Source organism: Acinetobacter sp. YH12219, from assembly GCF_013417875.1.
GTDB lineage: Bacteria > Pseudomonadota > Gammaproteobacteria > Pseudomonadales > Moraxellaceae > Acinetobacter > Acinetobacter amyesii.
In genome coordinates this window covers 89,697-109,406 of sequence record NZ_VPDC01000002.1, presented here as the reverse complement: position 1 = coordinate 109,406, position 19,710 = coordinate 89,697, and the positions used below count along the sequence as shown (strand labels likewise).

Sequence of the window (19,710 nt, the reverse complement as noted above, 5' to 3'; positions counted from 1 at the left end):
ATATACCTAAGCACTTGTTATAAATATTATTGTTTATAACAAGTGCTTTAAGCTATTTTGTTGATTTTAAATTATTCACTTTTAGGATAAATGCAAATAAAAGCGGTGCGGTAAAAATACAAAGTGCAATAATACTAATGCTGTTGCCATAAGGTTGAGCAAATACAAACAGTGCTATGAGCAAACATAGGCTTGCTACTAATTTGGTTAATAGTGGAGAACGAGCCATCCAAGCCAGCTGAGTTTTTTGGGTGTGTACTAAACGTTTTGCACTCACTTGATAAAAGCACCAAAGCGCAATGACAATCAACATAAAACCAAAAATCAAATGCATGTTTAGATGTTCTCCAGTACAGCCTGCTGTTTACGTTTAATTTTATCTACGGCCCTTTGTTGAATGGGCACAATATTTTGATGTAAAAATAAGGCCAACAGTCCAAAAATTAAAATCATGAGATCTACTCTCAAAAAGGTCCAATATTGAGCCCATGAATGGATGTAGCCATGTGAAATTAAATAGTAAATATTAATGATCGGTAGCAGCAGGGCGCCAAGAATAAAAATTTTAAGCTGCATTTTCCAAAGCATGCGTTGTGGCATAACTAAGCTTGTAATTAAACTACTAAGCCAAATGCCAAAAAATGCGTAAACTTCATAAGTTGCGACACTGCTATGACCTTGCATCACTCGGTTTGCATATAAGTAGGCCAGCATAGACAGCGGGAGCCCAAGAATAGCCGCAATATTGAGACGGTTCACTACATAGTGGCCCAGATGAAAACTTTCCGTTTTCCTTTGCATTTGTCGTTTTAAACTCCACAGCAAAAGGCCTGAAGCAATCATGGCACAGCCTAAAATGCCAGAAAAGAAAAAGCCCAAACGTAATGCAGGCTGAGCAAACTTTGCCATATGTAGCCCATATACACCTGCATTGAGTGTTGCGATGGCACTGGTATTCCGTGTTGAGCCCAACATTTTGCCATTGGCAGCATTAAAGGTTATTTGCGCTTGATTTCGAGTAATTGATTGATCTTTCAATTCGGTAATGGTGAGCCGCGATTGGGTAGTATTGGGTTGTTGGATAGTTATATTTTCAATAGCCGAATTTCCCCACTGCTGCCGTGCTGTATTTAAAAAATAATGAATTGACTTCATCTCTGCTTTATTTATTGTAGTTTGATGAGGCATAGTTACTGTGGTACGAATTTCTTCAAAATATTGAAATGGATTATCTGGATAGATTTTTTTCATACCAGATGGCAACAAAACATAGAAAAAAATGGCTAAACCAGTAAAAGTTATAGTCAAAAAAAAGGGAAGTGCGACAACAGCAGAAACATTATGAAAATCTAAATATGATCGTTGTCCTTTAAAGGCTCTTAAAGTGAAAAAATCGGTCAATATTTTTTTATGCGTTATCACTCCTGAAATGAGCGTAATCAGCATAATAAACGCCGCGATGGTCGTAATCAGCCTGCCAATATAATAGGGCACACCGTAGAGCTGAAAGTGAAAACTGTAAAAGAAATCTCCGCCTTGAGTTGTAGATGCGGCCATTTCTTTACCTGTGGCTGCATCTAAGGTTTTACTGTCATATCCGCCATCTGCCTTTTGCCAGTAAATTTTATTCACGGGCATGCTTTGATTTGCAACCCTGATGTACCAACTTTTAGCATCAGGCGCATTTTTTTGCAGATAGCTGACTGCAGTTTCAACAGCAGTTTGCTGATTAACTTGCATACTTGCAAATTGTGGTTGCATCCATAGACTGATTTCTTGGCGGTAATATGTGACGGATCCTGTTAAAAAAATCGCAAATAACAGCCAGCCAAAGAGCAGTCCAATCCATGAATGAAGCCATGCCATCGATTGGCGTACAGATTTATGCATGAATTAGCCTATGGAATGGTCAAGTAAAAATAGCCCGAATAAAAAAGCGATGCTGATAACAGAAAAGCGTTTGATATGTGGTGTACAAAATGCACAGATGACGAAGCAGGTATAAAAAATGAATGCGCAAAAACCTGCAAGAAATACCGATTCTGCTTTAGGTAAAAATGTGCTGAACAATTGGGTTAAATTCAGCGCCACTAATGCGCAGCACAAGAAGCCTATGCCAAAGGTCAGCAATAGCCGGTAAAGAAGGATGAGTGGCTGGGGAACAGAGATCATGCTGAGTCGTTTTAATTTACTTGATGTGAAAACAGATTGATCCTGCAAGCCTAAACGAGAGGATCAATCAGGCAATTATTGGCCGAACTTACTGAATAAAACTTAGAGTTGTGACCAAATACTGCTTGCTGTAATTTTGCTGATTAAATTTTCCTACTTTGTCAGACTCTTTGCTGACTTCAATTACATATTGGCCTTTCCAAGGCGTATCTATGGTGATTTGGCCTTGAGAATTGGCAGTATATTTCTTTTGCCAAAATTGAGGGGAAAATACAGTCAGTTCCAGTCCAGCTGCAGGTTTGCCTTGATAAAATACAGCGAATGTATTGCTGTTGGCTTGAACAGGAACAATATCCAGTTCAGAAACTGCTTTTAAATCTGATCTTCCCGCTTTCGCATGGTAAGAGAGCAGTGCTTCACCATACATCAGTTCACTGCTGAGTTTTACATCAGCCGCGCCTTTGGAGGCATAGGCAAGATGATCGGACTGAACCTTGGCCTTGAGCTTCTGTTTATTTTGCTCTGCCACGGCTGAATTAAATGATTTGAGAGATGTATCTTGTGTTTCTTTCACCTGTTCGCTGTATTCGCCAAAGTAGGCGCGGGTTTGATCATCTGCATCGCGTTCCAGCCAAAGCATATGCGCTTGTGCGGAGAGTGTGAATGTGAGACCAGTGCAAAGCGCAAAGATTTTTTTCATGATTCATCCTGCAATATTGAAAATCTGTGAACGGCCTTAAGGCAAATACTTAAGGCCTGTATGGAATTAATATTTAAATCTGAGTGCTACGCTGTAATTTGCTGGCGCGCCGTAAAAACCTTGCTGGTCAGGAAAACTATAGAGATATTTTTCATTGGTCAGGTTGTTGCCATTCGCTTGAATAGTCAGATGATCATTCACCTCATAGCTGACCATGGCATTCAGCAAGGCATAGGCATCCTGCTCAATCACACCCGCTTTTTGTGTAATAGTGCCATTAGAGCTGGCTTCAGGAACATCTAAATAGGTCTTGTCTTGCCATTGCAATCCGAAACCGAGTTTTAATTTTGGGAGCTGGGGGACTTGATAAGTTGTCAATAAATTAATGGCTTGTGTAGGGTTGAAGGTGCGAGCATCACCGCCGTTAATTAAATCTTTAAGGCTAAATTGGGTATAGCCGAAACTTAGATTTAAATGATCTGTGAGTTGCCCAGCCAAGCCAAATTCATAGCCTTGCGAGCGCAGATCACTGACCTCAGTTTTACGTAAAGTCGGGATGCCATCTGAGTTGCGAAGCGGGTAGTTGCTTTCTTCTGTACGGAAAACGGCCATAGTTGCAGTTAACTTATCATCTAGCCATGAACTCTTAATCCCTATTTCATAGCTTTCACCTTCAATCGGTTTATTGATGCTGCCATCGAGCGCTTTTGTTGTTTGCGGGCGGAAAATTGAGGTATAGCTCATGTAGCCTGTATATTCAGGCGTAAAGTTGTAGGTCAAACCTGCATATGGCAATACTTTGCTTTCATCATAAAACATGTCGGTGCCATAACTGCTGCCTTTGCTTTGCGCTTGAACATAATTAGCACCTACAAGTAGCTTGAGATCATCATTTAAATGCAGGCGGGTTGCGGCATACAGACTGCGGTTTTTTTGCTTGGTATGTGTTTCACCCGTAATTGTAGACATATCCCAATCAGGTTCATCTGGCGTCAAACTGGCTAAGTCAGATGTTATTGGGTTAGTATAACTACCGCCATGCGCAATTTCATTCATGTTGTTGTCTGCCCATGAATAGCCAAATGAGGCTTCATGGCGTTGCCCCCATAAAGGATAGGTCCCGCTGAAATTGAGACTGGCTTGACGTTCTTTGTCATCGTCTGCGTACATGCCTGGCCATAAATAGACACCTGATGTGCCATCAGCACTTGGATTACCTAATAAATAGAGAAGTTTTGAGTCGCGAGTGGTCTGCTTTTCATCATAAACCAGTTTAGCTTTCCAATCTCCGCCCAGTTTTTGTTCTATTTCGGCGAAGTAATTTTTGACATTGGTATTCCAATAGGTCCAGTCTGGGCTGTAAGTGTAACTGCGTGGAAAATCGAGCTGCTTACCCTCGGTCGTGATCAGCGGATTTGAGCCCCAGTTATTGCCATTCGGTTTATGGTTGGTTTCGGTGTATCCGGCAGTTAATGTTGTGCTGTCTGTAAGATCAGCAGCAAAGACTGCGCCAAAGCCATTTTTCTCTAATTCATAGTGGTCTAAATAACTGCCGCCTTTTTGCTCAAAACCAAATACCCGCGCGCGAACAGTGCCATCTTGATTCAGGGGAGAGGAGACATCCGCTTCATAACGCTGAGTATCCCAAGAACCATAGCTTGCGTTTACGGAAGCTTGAAGTTCCTGTGCTGGACGTTTTCGAATCATATTAATGCTGGCACCCGGATCGCCAATACCATTGTTTAACGAATCAGAGCCTTTAACCACTTCAACTCTGTCAAATAAAAAGCTGTCTGGATTATCGTTATTGTAGTTGTAGCTGCTGAGCGGGAAGCCCACACCATCAAACATGATATTCGAGATCTCAAAACCACGTGCTAAATAGGAAGATCGTTCGGTTTCCTGATTGCCGACAATTACACCAGGAGTGTTGCGCAGTACGTCTCGTGTGTTATTCAGTGCAAAATCATCTAGTTGCTGGCGTGTAACCACATTGACAGTCTGTGGAGTTTCTTTCAGTGCAATATCCAGTTTAGATGCGGTTGAAGAGTTTTGAATAATATAAGCTTTGCTTTGTTCTGAACTTTCAGTTGCTTGCTGACGATCGACAGCAATAGTTATGGTCGGGAGCTGCTGGGATGTCTCAGCATAACTTTGATGGGAAAGTATAGCTAAACTGATGAGTGATAATTTAAAAACAGGGCTTTTGTGAGATGACATTTTATTTCATAAATGAAAACGATTATTGTTTAGTTTATTATTTAATATACAGGGTGACAATGGTTACCTAATAGAAAATATGAATGGAATGTTAAATTTTAATAGAATTTGTATTTATAGAGTTTATTGATTGGTGACTATTGTTTATTTGATAGGTTATGAAAATGTTTCATAGGAATTGAAAATTTAAAATAAAGGTCTATTTAAATTTTTTTCTGATCAACCTATAAGTCAGTATGAGTTAAATATAGCGTTGAAATAGAAATCGAAGTTATATCCTTTGTTTTATTTAATCTAATTGTGCTGCTGATTTTTTAAGGTCATGTTGAGCAGTTTGTGGTGAATGAATCGTAATTTATCCAATACTGGATTCGACAATGTAAATGGATATGCATCATCTAAGCCCATGCTGCGGTTCAACGCATTTAAATTAAAGGTCAAGGTCATCCAGTGTTGCAGTAGTAGGTCAAAATCCTGAGCGCCAATCGGGTTTTCTTTTAATTCTAAATTATTCAAATTTGACTTATTGGTTTTGACCACTAATCCTGCATAGTAGGCTGTTTCTAGGGTGTCCATCATATGCAAATAATGCGCCCATGTTTCCGCCCAATCTTCCCAAGGGTGCGTACTGGCATAGGAACTGACATAGTAATCCGCCCAATTTTGCGGCGCACCGTCATTATAATGCCGTTTCAGAGCTTCACTATAATCTTGTCGTTCATCACCAAACAGTTCCCGAAATTCATCAATCAGCTCTGGGTGTAAATGTTTGATCAAATCAAAATAATAATGACCGCTTTCATGTCTAAAATGACCAAGAAGTGTACGGTAGTTTTCCCCCATTTTTATACGCGTTGTTTCACGGTAAATCACATCTGCTTCACTGGCATTTAAGGTAATAATGCCATTGGCATGACCGGTCATAACAGGTGTATTTTCTGTTGGCATTAGAAAGTCAAAACGCAGGCCAAAACGGTCATCTTGACTGCGTTTAGGGCGCGGCATGGTATTCAGTTGCTGCATTAAATACAAAAAACGCCGTTTGGCATGTTCCAATCGTGCCCAGTACACAATATGGTCTGGGTTATCTAAGTTGGGAATGGTGTGCGTGAGCAGACAAGACTCACAGTAAATTTCTTCACTGTCGGCAGGCACCATCCAGTTGCATACCTGATGATGCTGATAATTATGACAAGGTTTAAAGCGTTTTCCCTTTATTTCAGGATTTAACGCAAGCCACAGCGTAGTGCTGTGCTTTTCAAAACAGCCCATTTGCTTTTCAGAGGCAATATAACCCAGCGCAGTCTGACAATTGACACAGTGTGAATTGGCAAAAAAGATTTGGTTAGAACATACCGCGCAGCTGAAATACTTCATAGGCGTTGAGTGATGAATAGAATGATCAATCAGTATAAATGATGTTCAATGTTGATGAAATAAATTGAACTTCGAGTTTGTTGCATGTCGGTCAATGCTCTTGCTTAAGAACAACGACCTTTAGAAATAGTCTTTCATCAAATAATACATCGCAGCAATAGTGCAAAGGGGTCTCGATGAGTGCATTTATTGCACAAATCATGAACAGTAAAATCTAAAAGAAAGTTAAGAGTCCCAAAAAACGATCATTTTTCATGTTCCTCACTTGGCACAGTTTCTGCATTTCTATCGATATTACGAAATAAATATTTTGTATTACTCAAACAGGAGATGCATATGAACCGCCATCAATCTGCAACATTTCTGCATCAATTAAAGCAGTTTTTTATTGAGCTACTGAGCGCCCGCGCGGGTTTCTATATTCAGCAAAAAAAATAAGGAACAGCAGTGCCTAAACAAAAGCTGGCGCGTATCAGTATTACAGTGCCTGAAAAAACAGTCGATGCATTGGATCAAAAAATTGTCGATCAGCATTATGAAAGCCGTTCTCAGGCCATTGTCGACATGATCAATAAGCATCTGATTGCCGATCAGGAGCAACGAAATGAAGTGATGGTCGGCACGTTTACCTTACTTTATGACGCAAGTAGTACGGCGCTACGTATTCAGCTTTTAGATTTACAGCAGCAGTTTTTAGAACAAGTGGTGAGCTCGCTGCATATTCAACTAGACGACCACAAAATTTTAGAAGTCATGATTCTGCAAGGCGTCAGTTCAGAGCTCAAAGTTATCAGTCAGCATTTTTCAGCACTTAAGGGTGTGATTAAAGGACATTTGGAGTTGATGGACGCTGTGATGCCGCCAATTCAGCAAAATGCAAAGAATTAAGGAGTTTAAAATGGGCCAATTATATCGATCACAAGGTCAGTTTAAAGATCAAGTGACAGACCAACATAAACCACATGCTAATGCAGGTAACCATAGACCAAATCGTGGAAAGTGTAATGCTCAATCAGTCAGCAATCCGAATACACCATCGTTTTTGAACACCAATACCAAATTTAACTGTAATGCTATCGGGGAAATCGAACTATGATCAAAAAAGCCTGCTTATCTGCATCCGTTGTGACTGCCATCTTACTGAGTGGCTGCGACAATACAGCCAAAGCACCTGAACCAAACGCGCAAGCAGAAGGCACAGTCAATACAAAAGCCATCACAATTGGCTATAGCGACTGGCCTGGTTTTGTCGCATGGCAAGTTGCTATTGAAAAAGGCTGGTTGAAAGAAGCCGGTGTCAATGTGGACTTTAAATGGTTTGATTATTCAGCTTCACTATCTGCATTTGCTGCAAATCAGTTGGATGCCGTTCTAGTCACCAATGGCGACAACTTAGTCACGGGTTCTGGCGGCACGAAAGGCGTCATGATTATGGCGACGGACTATTCTGCGGGTAATGATGTCATCATCGCGAAAGATGGCATCAATAGCCTTGCCGATTTGAAAGGAAAAAGTGTAGCGACAGAAAAAGGCTTGGTTGATCATTTGCTTTTGGCTACAGCGTTGGATGATGCAAAAATTCAAGCCTCTGAAGTGAAGTTGGTCAACACCATGACCAATGAGCTACCACAAGTATTTGCGAGCCCAGATATTGCAGCGATTGCCGTGTGGCAACCGGTCGCAAATCAAGCTTTGAAAGCGGTAGCAGGTTCTAAAATCATTTATACATCGAAAGATAAACCCGGTCTGATTTACGACACATTAACCGTCAACATGACGCATTTATCTGCCAACAAAGAAGAATGGAAAAAAATCATTCAAGTTTGGGATAAAACGGTTAAATACATCAACGACCCTGCAACGCATGCCGATGCAGTGAAAATCATGTCGACCCGTGTTGGCGTTGATCCTGCACAATATGAACAGTTTATTGGAGGGACACATTTACTGGATTTAGCTGCCAATAAACAAGTCTTTAAAAAAGGAACAGGTTTTGACTCAATTTATGGCTCTAGTTACCACGTAAATAAATTTAATGTTGCTAATGGCATTTATAAAACCGAAATGGATGTCGATGGATCAATCTATCCAACATTGGTTGAAGAACTGAAATAAGTTGAAACGTAATTCAAAAAAAGCCCTGAATAGTGTAAATTCTTCGGGGCTTAACAACATCAAATTAATATCAGTGAAAAATAACGAGGTGCAGAACTCAAGCCTCTTCATCCATCGCATTGGAATAAAACTTCACACCTAATTTGATTCGGTCACGGCCTTGACTCATGCGCCAGCGGTTGGTATCGCGCAGTGAATAGACACAGCCGCAGTATTCCTGTTGATAAAATTCTTCTTTTTTACTGATTTCCAGCATACGCACAGCGCCGCCATTTTTACGCCAGTTATAGTCCCAATAGGTAATTCCGTCATAATGTGAAGCCGAACGATGCCCGCAGTCATTAATCTGATGCATGTTTTTCCAGCGTGAAATTCCCAGTGAACTGCTGATCAGGCTAAAGCCATGTTCTGCTGCATATAATGCTGTACGTTCAAAGCGCATATCAAAACACATGGTACAGCGGATACCTTTTTCAGGCTCATTTTCCATGCCTTTGGCGCGTTCAAACCAGTTGTCAGTGTCGTAATCACAGTCGATAAACGGAATATTGTGTTTTTCTGCAAAGCGGATATTTTCCTCTTTGCGTATTTCATATTCTTTGACTGGATGAATATTTGGATTGTAAAAAAAGATCGAAAAATCAATACCAGATTCAATTAATGTTTCCATGACTTCGCCAGAACAGGGTGCACAGCAAGAATGCAATAAAAGCTTGTCATGACCTGTTGGGAGCGTCAGTTTCTGACGGTCAAGTTTGTTAGACATAATCATAAGCTATAAATACAAACTTTATATTTTAGCGATTCATGGACATGTCAAAGCTCGAATATGCTGATTTTTTCTAAGTTTGAGCTGAGTCAGATTCAGTACAGTGACTTAAAATTGAAACAAATTTGTAGATCTATTTATTTTATTTCACGTTCATTTGCTGATTCCATTCAATTTGAAAATCATGTGCCAATTGGTCTAATTGAGTTGCTTTCAGGTTTTTAATCAGCACTTCTTGCGCTTCAAAAAAGGCATGATCAAGTGCCCGATTGACCACCAGTTCTACCAAGCAATCTGGTGCTGAATGTTCATTGCCTATCGCAAAAATTGAAGGTTCACCGACAGCAAGGTAAATGTCATACAGCGAAATGTCATGCAGAGGTTTAATCAAACTCCAGCCGCCACCAGGGCCTTTCTCAGAATCAACAAATCCATGTTTTTTTAAGCCAGACATGGTTCTACGTACCACAACTGGGTTTGTTTCTAGCATTTCGGCAATCTGATCGGATGTAAAAGGCTTATTTTCACGCGCCATATGTAGCAGGACATGCAGCATTCGTGAAAGTTTACTGTCTTTACGCATGAGGAAATTGATTATCGGAGAAATTGATAGATTGTAACATTAAAAGTTTCTTATACATGGATTAAATGATATGGTAACTTCAAAAGTTACATATTAGGAATTATGAACATGAATTATGAAGTTGTGATTATTGGAGGCAGTTATGCAGGGCTTTCTGCAGCTTTACCTTTAGCACGTGCGCGCCGCCGTATTTTAATTATTGATGCAGGGCAACGTCGTAATCGTTTTGCTGAACATTCACATAATTTTTTGACGCAAGATGGCCGATCACCTAGTGCTATTGCAGAAGAAGCTAAAGCACAATTAGAAAAGTATTCCACGATTTCATGGCTTGCTGAAACGGTTACAGATGTAAAAGCAGTTGATGGAAAATATTCAGTTATCGCAGGTGATCAGCAAATTCAAGCTGAAAAAATAATTATTGCCACTGGCGTACGTGACGAATTGCCTCAAGTGAATGGTTTGGCTGAACGTTGGGGGCAATCTATTTATCACTGCCCATATTGTGATGGTTATGAACTGAACTTAGGTGAAATTGGCATGTTGGTGTCGGGTATGCACTCATTACACATGGCGTTGATGTTGCCAGATTGGGGCAATACTACTTTATTTTTAAATGATGCAATTGCTGTAGATCAATTGGATGATGAGTTATTAGCGAAGCTTTCTAAGCGTCAAATTCAGATCGAAACGCGTAAAATTGACCATATTGAAGGTCATTGTGACGTTGTAATGGCAGATGGTGAACGAATTCAATTGAATGGTTTATTTGTTTCAACCGTTACTCGTCTGCAATCGAACTGGATTCATCATTTAGGTTTAGAGATAGACTGCAATGAATATGGCGAGGCCATTAAAACTTCGCCTGCAAAAGAAACAAATGTTAAAGGAATTTATGCTTGCGGTGATGTCACACGTTCAGGCGGTTCAGTTGCTTTATCCGTGGGTGATGGAGCAATGACAGGGATTGTCGTGCATAAATCTTTTATTTTTTAAAGTATTGGCATAGCAATTTACAAATATAGGGCAAGTATCTAAATGATAAATTTGGGTACTTGGACCTAAATATAAGAAATGAAAATCCAGTTAATAATTTGATCTTTTCTCAGTTTAAGCTGAGTTTAATTCACTTAGAATAATAAATAGCCACATTCTAAAAGTGGACATTCTTATCAATCAGCTTCATTTTTACATCAAAAAATCAGCAGAATGCTGATATGAATATGCATTTAATAAAATCATAAAGTGTTGTTTATACTTATATTAATTTGAGATTATTCTATGGGTTAGTCAGTTTTAAAATGCGCGCATTGACCTAAATTGAAATAGATTCATCCTATAAAATTACCAAACATGAATTTCACTCACTTTGTGTTGAGGTTAAATCATTTTTATTCATCTTAAGATTCACGTATAAATTACTCCATACAGAAATTTTGATTATTTTAATTTTAGGGTCGTGAATCTCCATGAGTAATAAATTTGCATGTTCAATCAAACGAATCCGCTTTGATGAAAACTATAAACCAGCTGACAATACACGTCTAACAACGAACTTTGCTAACTTGGCGCGCGGTGAGCACCGTGAAGAAAATTTACGCCGTACCTTGGCAATGATTAATAACCGCTTCAACACTTTGGCCAGCTGTGATAACCCAAATGCGGATCGTTATTCACTTGAAATTGACATTATTTCTGCTGAACTCGATGTAGAAGGCAATGGTCAAACTTTCCCGTTTATTGAAACTTTAAAAAGCACCATCATCGACCATAAAACCAATGAACGCATTGAAGGCATGATCGGCAACAGTTTTTCATCGTATGTGCGTGACTATGATTTCAGTGTGGTATTGCCTGCACTCGGTTGCAAATTCAATGAAAAACCTGAAGATTTTGGCGATTTACACGGCAAGCTTTATCAACACTTGATCAATTCAGACGTATTCAAAGCTGAATTTAAAAAACAGCCTGTGATTTGCTTAAGTGTTTCAACGACAAAAACTTATTACCGTACTGCAAATGTACATCCGATCTTAGGTGTGGAATACACCAATGATGACCATTCACGTACCGATGACTATTTTGCAAAAATGGGCTTAAGCGTTCGTTACTTCAAACCTGAAAATGCGACTGCACCATTGGCATTCTATTCAGCAAATAACTTGCTTAGCGACTATACAGATTTTGAACTGATCAGCGCGATCAGCACCATGGAAAGCTTCCAAAAAATCTACCGTCCTGAAATTTACAATACCAATGCGACAGCAGGTTTAGTTTATCAACCAAGCTTAAGCTTCGGTGATTACTCATTAACCCGTATTGTGTATGACCGTGTTGAACGTGGCCAGTTGGCAGTTAAACAGGGCAAATGGACAGAAGAGAACTTTATCCAGCCATATAAAGACATTCTGAATGAGTGGGCGGCTAATTATAGTATTGAAAATGCAGACGCAGCTTAATTTTAAATCACGAGTGATTTAAAGCAGCTGTTTTAAAGAATATGTTTCATGCATCAGTTAATTTTTGATCAATATTTATTTCATAAAGAAATTTCCCTCTCCTTTTAAGGAGAGGGTTAGGGAGAGGATTTATATGAAAAGTGCCCTCATCCTCTTGCGGAGCATGCTCCTCATCCCAAAGGGAGAAGGGACTCTCAATATGAATTTAATAATCAATTGATGACATTTTGTTTTTGCGAAATTTAGAATATAGAGATAGAAGATCGAATATGGCCATTTTACTCCCAACTTCAACTGCTGGTAGCTTACCTAAACCATCTTGGCTGGCTGAACCTGAAAAACTGTGGTCAGCATGGAAACTTGAAGGTGAAGGATTATTAGATGCAAAACGTGATGCGTTGAAATTATCTTTGCATGAACAAATCCATGCAGGCATTGATATTGTCAGCGATGGCGAACAAACCCGTCAGCATTTTGTGACCACATTTATTGAACATCTTGAAGGGGTAGATTTCGAAAAGCGTGAAACGATGCGTATTCGTAATCGTTACGATGCAAGTGTCCCGTCTGTGGTGGGCGAAGTATCGCGTAAGAAAGCAGTGTTTGTTGATGATGCAAAATTCCTACGCAGCCAAACCAATCAGCCGATCAAATGGGCACTGCCTGGCCCAATGACGATGATTGATACTTTGTATGATGGTCACTACAAAAGCCGTGAAAAATTGGCTTGGGAATTTGCTAAAATCCTGAATCAAGAAGCGTTAGAGCTTGAAGCGGCAGGCGTAGATATCATTCAATTTGATGAGCCTGCGTTTAACGTATTTTTTGATGAAGTCAATGACTGGGGTATTGCGACCTTAGAGCGTGCGCTTGAAGGTTTGAAATGTGAAACTGCTGTTCACATTTGCTATGGTTATGGCATCAAAGCCAATACCGATTGGAAACAGACTTTGGGTAATGAATGGCGCCAATACGAAGAATCATTCCCGAAACTGCAGCAATCTAAGCTCGATATTATCTCGCTTGAATGCCAAAACTCTCGTGTACCGATGGATTTAATCGAACTGATTCGCGGTAAAAAAGTGATGGTTGGCGCAATTGATGTAGCAACCAATCAGGTTGAAACAGCAGAAGAAGTAGCTAATACATTACGCAAAGCATTGCAGTTTGTAGATGCCGACAAGCTATATCCTTCAACAAACTGCGGTATGGCGCCTTTACCTCGCCAAGTGGCGCAAGGCAAACTAAATGCGTTAAGCGCAGGCGCTGCCATTATTCGCCAAGAATTGACCGCATAAATTCGAGCTGACTCAATTTCATGTAAGGGCAATAAGGAAATTAAATTTGCTATTGCCCAAACCTGAGAAAGAGATAAGCCATATAGACCATTGAGATTGAAGAGATGATTGAAGCAACTGATTTTAGAAATGCAATGTCTTTATTGACGACTGCAGTCAACGTGATTACGACTGAGGGTGAAGCAGGCATGCATGGATTTACAGCATCAGCAGTATGCAGTGTGACAGATACACCGCCAACTTTGCTGGTTTGTATGAATCAATCATCTCGTTCTCATGCGCATTTTCTTGAAAATAAAGTTCTGTCTGTTAATGTTTTAGGCGCACAGCATGAGCAAATTTCCAATGCTTTTGCTTCAAGCAAATTCAATTCGGAAGAGCGTTTTAAATTGGGTTCTTGGACCACATTAGAAACAGGTTCACCAATACTCAAAGATGCTTTGGTCAGTTTTGACTGTCAGATTGAACAGATTCAAGAAGTGGGTACGCACAGCGTGTTTATGTGCCGTGTGGTCGCAATCAAGCAAAGTCAGCAGGAGGAAAGCTTGGTGTATTTCAACCGTGCTTATCATGCTGTGGGTCAAGTGGAGTTGGCTTAATCACTTCGTGATTTATTTTTAATCAATATTAGATTTCTTGCCAAAGTCAAAAAACATTCAGAATGTGATTTTAAATGAGTAACTAAAAGTTGCTTCTCCCTTTGTGATGAGGAGCATGTTCCTCATCCTTTAAAAAAGAGAGGGAACATTCATTATTCACCGAATGATAGTACATATTTGATTTATACAAGATTTCTCTTCATTTTAAATCGGTATATTGTGGAACTCATTACTTTCTTAATTATTGGTGCATTTGCTGGTTTTGCTGCAGGGCTGTTTGGTGTCGGTGGTGGCACCATCATTGTGCCTTTGCTCTATATTGTTTTTAGCCAAATGGGCTATAGCCCTGATGTGATTATGCATTTGGCGCTTGGTACATCTTTGGCTACGATTGTTGTGACATCGATCAGCTCCTTGATGGCGCACAATAAAAATGGCGCTGTGATTTGGCCTGTATTTAAAAATTTAGCTCCGCCAATGGCGATTGGCTGTTTTGCAGGCGCGGGCATTGCAGGCTGGCTGTCAGGTTTGCATCTGCAAATGATTGTCGGTGTGTTTTTACTTTGGGTGGCTTATAACATGTTTATGGGTGCAAAAAAGCCAGTCGATCCCAACAAAACACTGCCATCTACAGGCAAGCAAATTGTGGCGGGTTCGGGTATTGGCGTTGCATCTGCCATCTTCGGTATTGGTGGTGGCAGTATTACAGTGCCGTATTTAACGGCAAATGGCGTGGTGATGCAAAAAGCGGTCGGGACGTCTGCCGCTTGCGGTTTACCTATTGCCATTGCTGGTGCATTAGGCTTTATGTTTTTTGGTATGCAACAGCAAGTTGAAATTCCAAATACCATTGGCTTTATTCATATTTATGCCTTTTTGGGCATTAGTGTGATGAGTTTCTTTACGGCTAAATATGGCGCGAAAACTGCGCATGCGCTTTCACCAGCAGTACTGAAAAAATGTTTTGCTGTGCTGTTATGTATTGTTGGATGTTTTTTTCTAGTGAAAGGCATCTTATAGAAGCCGACAGATCACAGTTAATTCATTCGAAGCGTATGCTCTAGTGTCCAACAGCAAGCTAGAGCATTTTTATTTAAAGCAATTTAAGTCTTTAAAATTTCAGAGATATTATTTAAAAAATTCATTTTAAAACTGACATTTCAAAGCTCTGTGCTTTTAGAAAAAATATTGATAATCACAATACCCAATAAAATAAAGGCCAAACCAATCATGGCAGGTAGGTCTAAATTTTGTTTAAACACAAACCAGCCCACGCATGAAATAAGCACAATGCCTGCAGCCGACCACATGGCGTATGCCAATCCCATAGGAATCGATTTAAAGGTCAAACCTAAAAAGAAGAGCGCAATGGCATAGCCCAATACTGTAAAAATAATAGGTACTAGTTCGGTAAAGCCATTACTGGCTTTTAAGGCGGATGTAGCAATCACTTCGGCAATGATTGCAATAAGCAAATAAATAAACGACATTGATTTCCTATAGGCATTCTACTGCATGATGTAAGAGATGCTGTTTTTCATTTTGCAACCAATCTGCACTTTCTGTCGTGGTATCAGTGCGACGCTGAAATGCATAATGTGGAACATAAATATCCACCTCGTACATCAGCTGTACTGCTTGACCATTAATAATGACGTTTTGCATCAAATGTGTTTCATCAATAACTTTAAAATCATCAAAATTAAGTGATTGATCTTGTTGAGATGAGGTCGTTGTATAGTACTTATGCAGACCATCTACAGCGATGGACACTTCAAAGCTTTCAATCAACGTTTCATACATAGTAGGTGCAGATGATATGTTGATGCTGGCAACTGTTTGCTGATCTGCAGGTAAACGACTCAGTGTGAAGGCCACATGCTTATCACAAATAATTAAACCGCCATCCATCTGCAATGGCTGATGGCTTTCTACATCTAAAGCTGACTTCAAGTGCAGGCCTAAAAATAGCCCTTCATGCACTTGTTGACGCCAGTCTTCGACATAGGCATTGCTTGGAGAGAATTCTAAAATACAGTTGCCAATCGCATGCAACTTGGCAGGTTCTGGCCATTGCACATGATTTTGATAATTTGAGTGTGCTTTAACATCCCAAGACAATAATTGCTGTTCAGCATCCCATAGGGTGTTACCAATCCAGCCTTGACGCTCATTCACTGGCGTATTTTCTTGGCTTTTTAAACGCAGATCGATGGTAAAACTACGTGACTGAAACCAATACACAATGGTTTTTTCATCCGTTAATCCATTCGAAAAACTAATGCTTTTACGACGAAAAGCACCATACAAATAGTCTGGAATAGGACCTGAAACCTCTTGGCTGGCTGGAAGCTGTGCTAAAGCCTGAAATAGATTCATGCGCTTGCTTCTTGTACTTCTGTATTTTCATCCATACCAAAAGAAGACAAAGGCACAGCATTTCTTAGACTCAGTTCTCCTGAAGCGATACGTTTTTTGAGATAACTAAAGGTTTGCGCGGTTTGATTAAATAAATGTTCACCACCAATTAAGGGCTGATATTTAGGCGCTTCAGTTGAATGTACTGGCTCAATGATCGTGTCGTAATTGCAGGCGCAGAATAAGGGGAAAGAGTAGCGTTCTTCAGAGACTTTTTTAACACGGTGTTTGGTGGCCAAATATTTGCCATTCGACAAAATTTCCATCATGTCACCAATATTCATCACCAAGGTATTTTCAATCAATGGAATATCCATCCATTCACCTTGTTTATTGAGTACCTGCACACCTGGTGCAGTCGGTAAGAGCAGTGTAAAGCACTCATAATCTGTATGCGCGCCAATACCTTCGGCATCTTTTACTTCAGGGTTATACGGATAATGGATTAGACGCAGCTGGCTGGTCGGATGGGTAATTTTGCAATCAAAAAAATGCTCATCTACATTCAATGCTAAAGCAAAGGCCTGAAAAATTTCTTCGCTGATACTGCGTAAATGGTGGTAATAATCACTGACCGTACTTTTAAATGTGGCATCATCTGGCCATAACGTAGGGCCAAGCAAAGGAAATGCTGTCGCTTCGCCGTGATAATCATAATTGACGTCATAGGCTTCTTTTAAGTCGTAGCTGTTGCCTGCAAATTGTTCTTCACCAATTGGCACATAGCCACTATGATTTTTCGACAGTCCAATATAGTGTTGCATTTTACTTGCGGTATCTTGTTGAAAATAACGCTTTGCCACCTGAATCAGTGATGTCGCAAAATCAAAATTGAACTGATCACCCTTTAAATATAGAAAACCAACATCTTTACAGGCTTGATCCAATGCAGAGGCTACTTCTAAGCGTTCTGACAGTACCGTACTTTGCATTTTCGATATATCAACAAGTGGCAAAACATAAGATTCATTCATCTTCAATTCCTATAATGTTGGCCGTCCAACGCTGTAGTACATCATTTAGGCCGTCCTAAAGATGAAGAGGGATTAATCCAGTTATTTTTGTGTACTGACTTGGGTCATACGTGGAATTTTCGGTAGGTTTTCCATCGCTGGGTCGAGCTCGTCTTCCTGTGCATGCACCAAGAAATCTACCCGTTCGCGCAGTTGTTTAAATTCAGTACTTAGCATGAGTTCAGGATTACGAGGACGGGGTAAATCGACCTCAATAATTTCTTTAATTTCACCAGGATTGGCTTTGAGCGCTACAATACGATCCGCCAATAAAATGGCTTCATCCATATCGTGTGTCACAAAAATGATGGTGATATCAATGTTTTGCCAAAGATCCATTAAATGTTTTTGCATTTTTTGACGGGTATGCGGGTCAAGCGCGCCAAAAGGCTCATCCATCAATAATATTTTGGGTTCATTGACCAATGCGCGGGCAATCGCAACGCGCTGTTTCATCCCACCAGAAAGCTGATGCGGGTACTGATCTTGGTATTTTTCTAGACCAATAATATCAATCCATTCGCGGGCGCTGGATTCAGCCGAAGCATTGCTGGCACCTTTCATTAAAGGGCCGAACATCACATTTTCTTTAACGGTTTTCCATGGAAAAAGCGTGTAGCCTTGAAACACCATGCCACGCTCAGGGCTTGGGCCTTCAATGGCTTGACCATCGACCAGCAATTCACCGCTACTGTATGAGTCTAGTCCAGCCACAATTCGGCTAAAGGTCGATTTACCGCAACCCGATGGGCCAATCACGCAGATAAATTCACGTTTATGAATCTTTAAATCCAACTGATTTAAAATAGTGCGCTCAGTCTTGCCGTGTTTAAAACTTTGTGTGAGTTTTTTTGCTTCTAAAATGACAGGGCGCGCATAAATTGCATCGAAATAAGTGGTGGCATTAAATTCTGTGCTGTTCATTATTTTGCTCCTGCTTTCCATTTAAATAGACCTTGACCAAGTTTCATTAGCACCACATCGCATACCAAACCAATCACCCCAATGATGAGGATCGCGGCATAGACATTGTCAAAGTTTTGGTAACGGGCTTGTTGGGTTATAAACCACGTAATCCCAGATGTTGTGCCGATTAGTTCAGATACGATCAGATAAGTCCAAGCCCAGCCGAGCAATACACGCAAGTCGCGGTAAATGTCAGGAAGCGCCGCCGGAATCACCACATGAAATAAGCTTTTCATTTTATTGGTGCCCAGCGTAAAACCTGCTTCGATCAGGCCACGGTCTACCATCCGTGTGGTATTGGCAATAATCAGAATTTGCTGAAACAGCGTACCAATCACGATAATGGCGATTTTAGGTGCATCATTAATGCCTAAAATCGCAACGGCTAAGGCACCAAAAGCAGGAGCGGGCAAGTAACGGAAAAACTCAACAAACGGTTCGGTCAGTTGTGATATTTTTTGAGAAAAACCGCAAAGAATACCCAGTGGAATACCGATGAGAGAGGCAATAAAAAAAGCGCTGAACACAATTTTAATACTGTGCCATAAGCTTTGATGAAACCATGGGGCATCAGGTTGGGTAGGCGGGGTAATAAAAGCCGTAACCAGTGCTTTTGCTACCTCATGCGGTGCAGGTAGATAGATTGGATTGACCAGTTTACCTTGCGGTGGTGCTAAACCTGCATTAACCGCAGATTGTGCTTCGGCATAAAACACCGCTTTGTCGACACGGCTATCCACCTGAAAATACGGCACACTGCCAGACTGCGTAATTTGCACCTGTGGATGCCATAAAAATGGCAAATAACTCACTGCACACCAAATGAGCACAGGAATTAAAAATGATCCTAAGCCAAGCAATAGCTTACTTTTTGGACTGAGCTCTCTTGCGACATAACCCATACTGACCAAGCCCCAATATTACTTTTTTAATAAAACGTAATACTGTTAAGCAATTTGAATGCCAAGCGCGTGTATGGCGTGATTTAACTGCAATTGAAAAAGTTGAATGGACTAAATAT

At 40.3% G+C, this 19,710-nt stretch carries 21 protein-coding genes; 9 read left to right on the top strand and 12 right to left on the bottom strand.

Annotation, left to right across the window (positions count from 1 at the left end; genetic code table 11):
- Positions 1-52 precede the first annotated feature (52 nt).
- Both FTV04_RS01720 and FTV04_RS01715 read right to left on the bottom strand, forming a co-directional pair.
- The gene (locus FTV04_RS01720) at positions 53-334 is read right to left on the bottom strand and encodes a hypothetical protein (RefSeq protein WP_180088355.1); all 282 of its coding nucleotides are present in this window, start codon (positions 332-334) and stop codon (positions 53-55) included.
- Positions 335-336: 2 nt separating this feature from the next.
- Positions 337-1,890 (bottom strand): PepSY domain-containing protein, encoded by a 1,554-nt coding sequence (locus FTV04_RS01715; protein ID WP_180088353.1) that lies wholly within the window; start codon positions 1,888-1,890, stop codon positions 337-339.
- A gap of 118 nt (positions 1,891-2,008) precedes the next feature.
- On the opposite strand from FTV04_RS01715, the gene FTV04_RS16715 reads away from it, so the two are divergent.
- Positions 2,009-2,140: a hypothetical protein gene (locus FTV04_RS16715; RefSeq protein ID WP_257220934.1), complete on the top strand. Its 132-nt coding sequence runs from the start codon at positions 2,009-2,011 to the stop codon at positions 2,138-2,140.
- Positions 2,141-2,260: 120 nt separating this feature from the next.
- Here FTV04_RS16715 and FTV04_RS01710 read toward each other — a convergent pair whose 3' ends face one another.
- The 3 genes from FTV04_RS01710 to FTV04_RS01700 form a co-directional block, all read right to left on the bottom strand.
- A complete protein-coding gene (locus tag FTV04_RS01710) occupies positions 2,261-2,872 on the bottom strand; it encodes a DUF4198 domain-containing protein (RefSeq protein WP_180088351.1) in 612 nt (203 codons plus the stop codon).
- Between the two features lie 66 nt (positions 2,873-2,938).
- Positions 2,939-5,092, bottom strand: a complete 2,154-nt coding sequence (locus FTV04_RS01705) for a TonB-dependent siderophore receptor (protein ID WP_180088349.1) — start codon at positions 5,090-5,092, stop codon at positions 2,939-2,941.
- 294 nt (positions 5,093-5,386) lie between these two features.
- Entirely contained in the window at positions 5,387-6,469 is a 1,083-nt protein-coding gene (locus FTV04_RS01700) for a putative zinc-binding metallopeptidase (RefSeq protein WP_180088347.1), read from the bottom strand.
- Between the two features lie 447 nt (positions 6,470-6,916).
- Here FTV04_RS01700 and FTV04_RS01695 point away from each other — a divergent pair, with 447 nt between their 5' ends.
- From FTV04_RS01695 to FTV04_RS01685, 3 genes are read left to right on the top strand one after another with little or no spacing between them, the layout of a single operon-like run.
- Complete coding sequence (locus tag FTV04_RS01695) at positions 6,917-7,357, top strand: ribbon-helix-helix protein, CopG family (protein WP_180088345.1); 441 nt, start codon at positions 6,917-6,919, stop codon at positions 7,355-7,357.
- Positions 7,358-7,367: 10 nt separating this feature from the next.
- A complete protein-coding gene (locus FTV04_RS01690; RefSeq protein ID WP_180088343.1) occupies positions 7,368-7,565 on the top strand; it encodes a hypothetical protein in 198 nt (65 codons plus the stop codon).
- A complete protein-coding gene (locus FTV04_RS01685; RefSeq protein ID WP_180088341.1) occupies positions 7,562-8,584 on the top strand; it encodes an ABC transporter substrate-binding protein in 1,023 nt (340 codons plus the stop codon). The genes FTV04_RS01690 and FTV04_RS01685 overlap by 4 nt, the downstream gene beginning before the upstream one ends.
- A 97-nt stretch (positions 8,585-8,681) precedes the next feature.
- On the opposite strand, the gene FTV04_RS01680 is transcribed toward FTV04_RS01685, so the two are convergent.
- Both FTV04_RS01680 and FTV04_RS01675 read right to left on the bottom strand, forming a co-directional pair.
- On the bottom strand, positions 8,682-9,350 hold the full coding sequence (locus tag FTV04_RS01680) for an epoxyqueuosine reductase QueH (protein ID WP_180088339.1): 669 nt from the start codon (positions 9,348-9,350) through the stop codon (positions 8,682-8,684).
- A 145-nt stretch (positions 9,351-9,495) separates the two neighbouring features.
- On the bottom strand, positions 9,496-9,936 hold the full coding sequence (locus FTV04_RS01675; protein WP_180041507.1) for an Rrf2 family transcriptional regulator: 441 nt from the start codon (positions 9,934-9,936) through the stop codon (positions 9,496-9,498).
- A 108-nt stretch (positions 9,937-10,044) separates the two neighbouring features.
- Between FTV04_RS01675 and FTV04_RS01670 the strand changes: the two genes are divergently transcribed.
- The 5 genes from FTV04_RS01670 to FTV04_RS01650 all read left to right on the top strand — a co-directional run bounded on the left by FTV04_RS01670 (position 10,045) and on the right by FTV04_RS01650 (position 15,312).
- A complete protein-coding gene (locus FTV04_RS01670; RefSeq protein WP_171501783.1) occupies positions 10,045-10,932 on the top strand; it encodes an NAD(P)/FAD-dependent oxidoreductase in 888 nt (295 codons plus the stop codon).
- A 473-nt stretch (positions 10,933-11,405) separates the two neighbouring features.
- On the top strand, positions 11,406-12,395 hold the full coding sequence (locus FTV04_RS01665) for a putative oxygenase MesX (protein WP_180088337.1): 990 nt from the start codon (positions 11,406-11,408) through the stop codon (positions 12,393-12,395).
- A gap of 269 nt (positions 12,396-12,664) precedes the next feature.
- Positions 12,665-13,693: a methionine synthase gene (locus tag FTV04_RS01660; RefSeq protein WP_178962268.1), complete on the top strand. Its 1,029-nt coding sequence runs from the start codon at positions 12,665-12,667 to the stop codon at positions 13,691-13,693.
- Between the two features lie 104 nt (positions 13,694-13,797).
- Positions 13,798-14,292, top strand: a complete 495-nt coding sequence (locus FTV04_RS01655) for a flavin reductase (protein WP_111884696.1) — start codon at positions 13,798-13,800, stop codon at positions 14,290-14,292.
- A gap of 219 nt (positions 14,293-14,511) precedes the next feature.
- Positions 14,512-15,312: a sulfite exporter TauE/SafE family protein gene (locus FTV04_RS01650; RefSeq protein WP_078193778.1), complete on the top strand. Its 801-nt coding sequence runs from the start codon at positions 14,512-14,514 to the stop codon at positions 15,310-15,312.
- A 140-nt stretch (positions 15,313-15,452) separates the two neighbouring features.
- On the opposite strand, the gene FTV04_RS01645 is transcribed toward FTV04_RS01650, so the two are convergent.
- From FTV04_RS01645 to FTV04_RS01625, 5 genes are all read right to left on the bottom strand, one after another.
- A complete protein-coding gene (locus tag FTV04_RS01645) occupies positions 15,453-15,782 on the bottom strand; it encodes a multidrug efflux SMR transporter (protein WP_180073918.1) in 330 nt (109 codons plus the stop codon).
- A gap of 7 nt (positions 15,783-15,789) precedes the next feature.
- Positions 15,790-16,671 (bottom strand): hypothetical protein, encoded by an 882-nt coding sequence (locus FTV04_RS01640; protein WP_180088335.1) that lies wholly within the window; start codon positions 16,669-16,671, stop codon positions 15,790-15,792.
- On the bottom strand, positions 16,668-17,684 hold the full coding sequence (locus tag FTV04_RS01635) for an isopenicillin N synthase family oxygenase (RefSeq protein WP_180088333.1): 1,017 nt from the start codon (positions 17,682-17,684) through the stop codon (positions 16,668-16,670). Before FTV04_RS01635 ends, FTV04_RS01640 begins: the two co-directional genes overlap by 4 nt.
- 81 nt (positions 17,685-17,765) lie before the next feature.
- On the bottom strand, positions 17,766-18,647 hold the full coding sequence (locus tag FTV04_RS01630; protein WP_180088331.1) for an ABC transporter ATP-binding protein: 882 nt from the start codon (positions 18,645-18,647) through the stop codon (positions 17,766-17,768).
- Entirely contained in the window at positions 18,647-19,591 is a 945-nt protein-coding gene (locus FTV04_RS01625; RefSeq protein WP_180088329.1) for an ABC transporter permease, read from the bottom strand. Before FTV04_RS01625 ends, FTV04_RS01630 begins: the two co-directional genes overlap by 1 nt.
- Between the last annotated feature and the right edge of the window lie 119 nt (positions 19,592-19,710).

Coding starts and splice junctions, on each gene's coding strand:
- FTV04_RS01635 (WP_180088333.1), bottom strand. CDS start 17,684: ATGAATGAATCTTATGTTTTGCCACTTGTTGATATATCGAAAATGCAA.
- FTV04_RS01625 (WP_180088329.1), bottom strand. CDS start 19,591: ATGGGTTATGTCGCAAGAGAGCTCAGTCCAAAAAGTAAGCTATTGCTT.
- FTV04_RS01690 (WP_180088343.1), top strand. CDS start 7,368: ATGGGCCAATTATATCGATCACAAGGTCAGTTTAAAGATCAAGTGACA.
- FTV04_RS01645 (WP_180073918.1), bottom strand. CDS start 15,782: ATGTCGTTTATTTATTTGCTTATTGCAATCATTGCCGAAGTGATTGCT.
- FTV04_RS01685 (WP_180088341.1), top strand. CDS start 7,562: ATGATCAAAAAAGCCTGCTTATCTGCATCCGTTGTGACTGCCATCTTA.
- FTV04_RS01705 (WP_180088349.1), bottom strand. CDS start 5,092: ATGTCATCTCACAAAAGCCCTGTTTTTAAATTATCACTCATCAGTTTA.
- FTV04_RS16715 (WP_257220934.1), top strand. CDS start 2,009: ATGAATGCGCAAAAACCTGCAAGAAATACCGATTCTGCTTTAGGTAAA.
- FTV04_RS01655 (WP_111884696.1), top strand. CDS start 13,798: ATGATTGAAGCAACTGATTTTAGAAATGCAATGTCTTTATTGACGACT.
- FTV04_RS01700 (WP_180088347.1), bottom strand. CDS start 6,469: ATGAAGTATTTCAGCTGCGCGGTATGTTCTAACCAAATCTTTTTTGCC.
- FTV04_RS01640 (WP_180088335.1), bottom strand. CDS start 16,671: ATGAATCTATTTCAGGCTTTAGCACAGCTTCCAGCCAGCCAAGAGGTT.
- FTV04_RS01680 (WP_180088339.1), bottom strand. CDS start 9,350: ATGTCTAACAAACTTGACCGTCAGAAACTGACGCTCCCAACAGGTCAT.
- FTV04_RS01710 (WP_180088351.1), bottom strand. CDS start 2,872: ATGAAAAAAATCTTTGCGCTTTGCACTGGTCTCACATTCACACTCTCC.
- FTV04_RS01630 (WP_180088331.1), bottom strand. CDS start 18,647: ATGAACAGCACAGAATTTAATGCCACCACTTATTTCGATGCAATTTAT.
- FTV04_RS01715 (WP_180088353.1), bottom strand. CDS start 1,890: ATGCATAAATCTGTACGCCAATCGATGGCATGGCTTCATTCATGGATT.
- FTV04_RS01660 (WP_178962268.1), top strand. CDS start 12,665: ATGGCCATTTTACTCCCAACTTCAACTGCTGGTAGCTTACCTAAACCA.
- FTV04_RS01670 (WP_171501783.1), top strand. CDS start 10,045: ATGAATTATGAAGTTGTGATTATTGGAGGCAGTTATGCAGGGCTTTCT.
- FTV04_RS01720 (WP_180088355.1), bottom strand. CDS start 334: ATGCATTTGATTTTTGGTTTTATGTTGATTGTCATTGCGCTTTGGTGC.
- FTV04_RS01665 (WP_180088337.1), top strand. CDS start 11,406: ATGAGTAATAAATTTGCATGTTCAATCAAACGAATCCGCTTTGATGAA.
- FTV04_RS01675 (WP_180041507.1), bottom strand. CDS start 9,936: ATGCGTAAAGACAGTAAACTTTCACGAATGCTGCATGTCCTGCTACAT.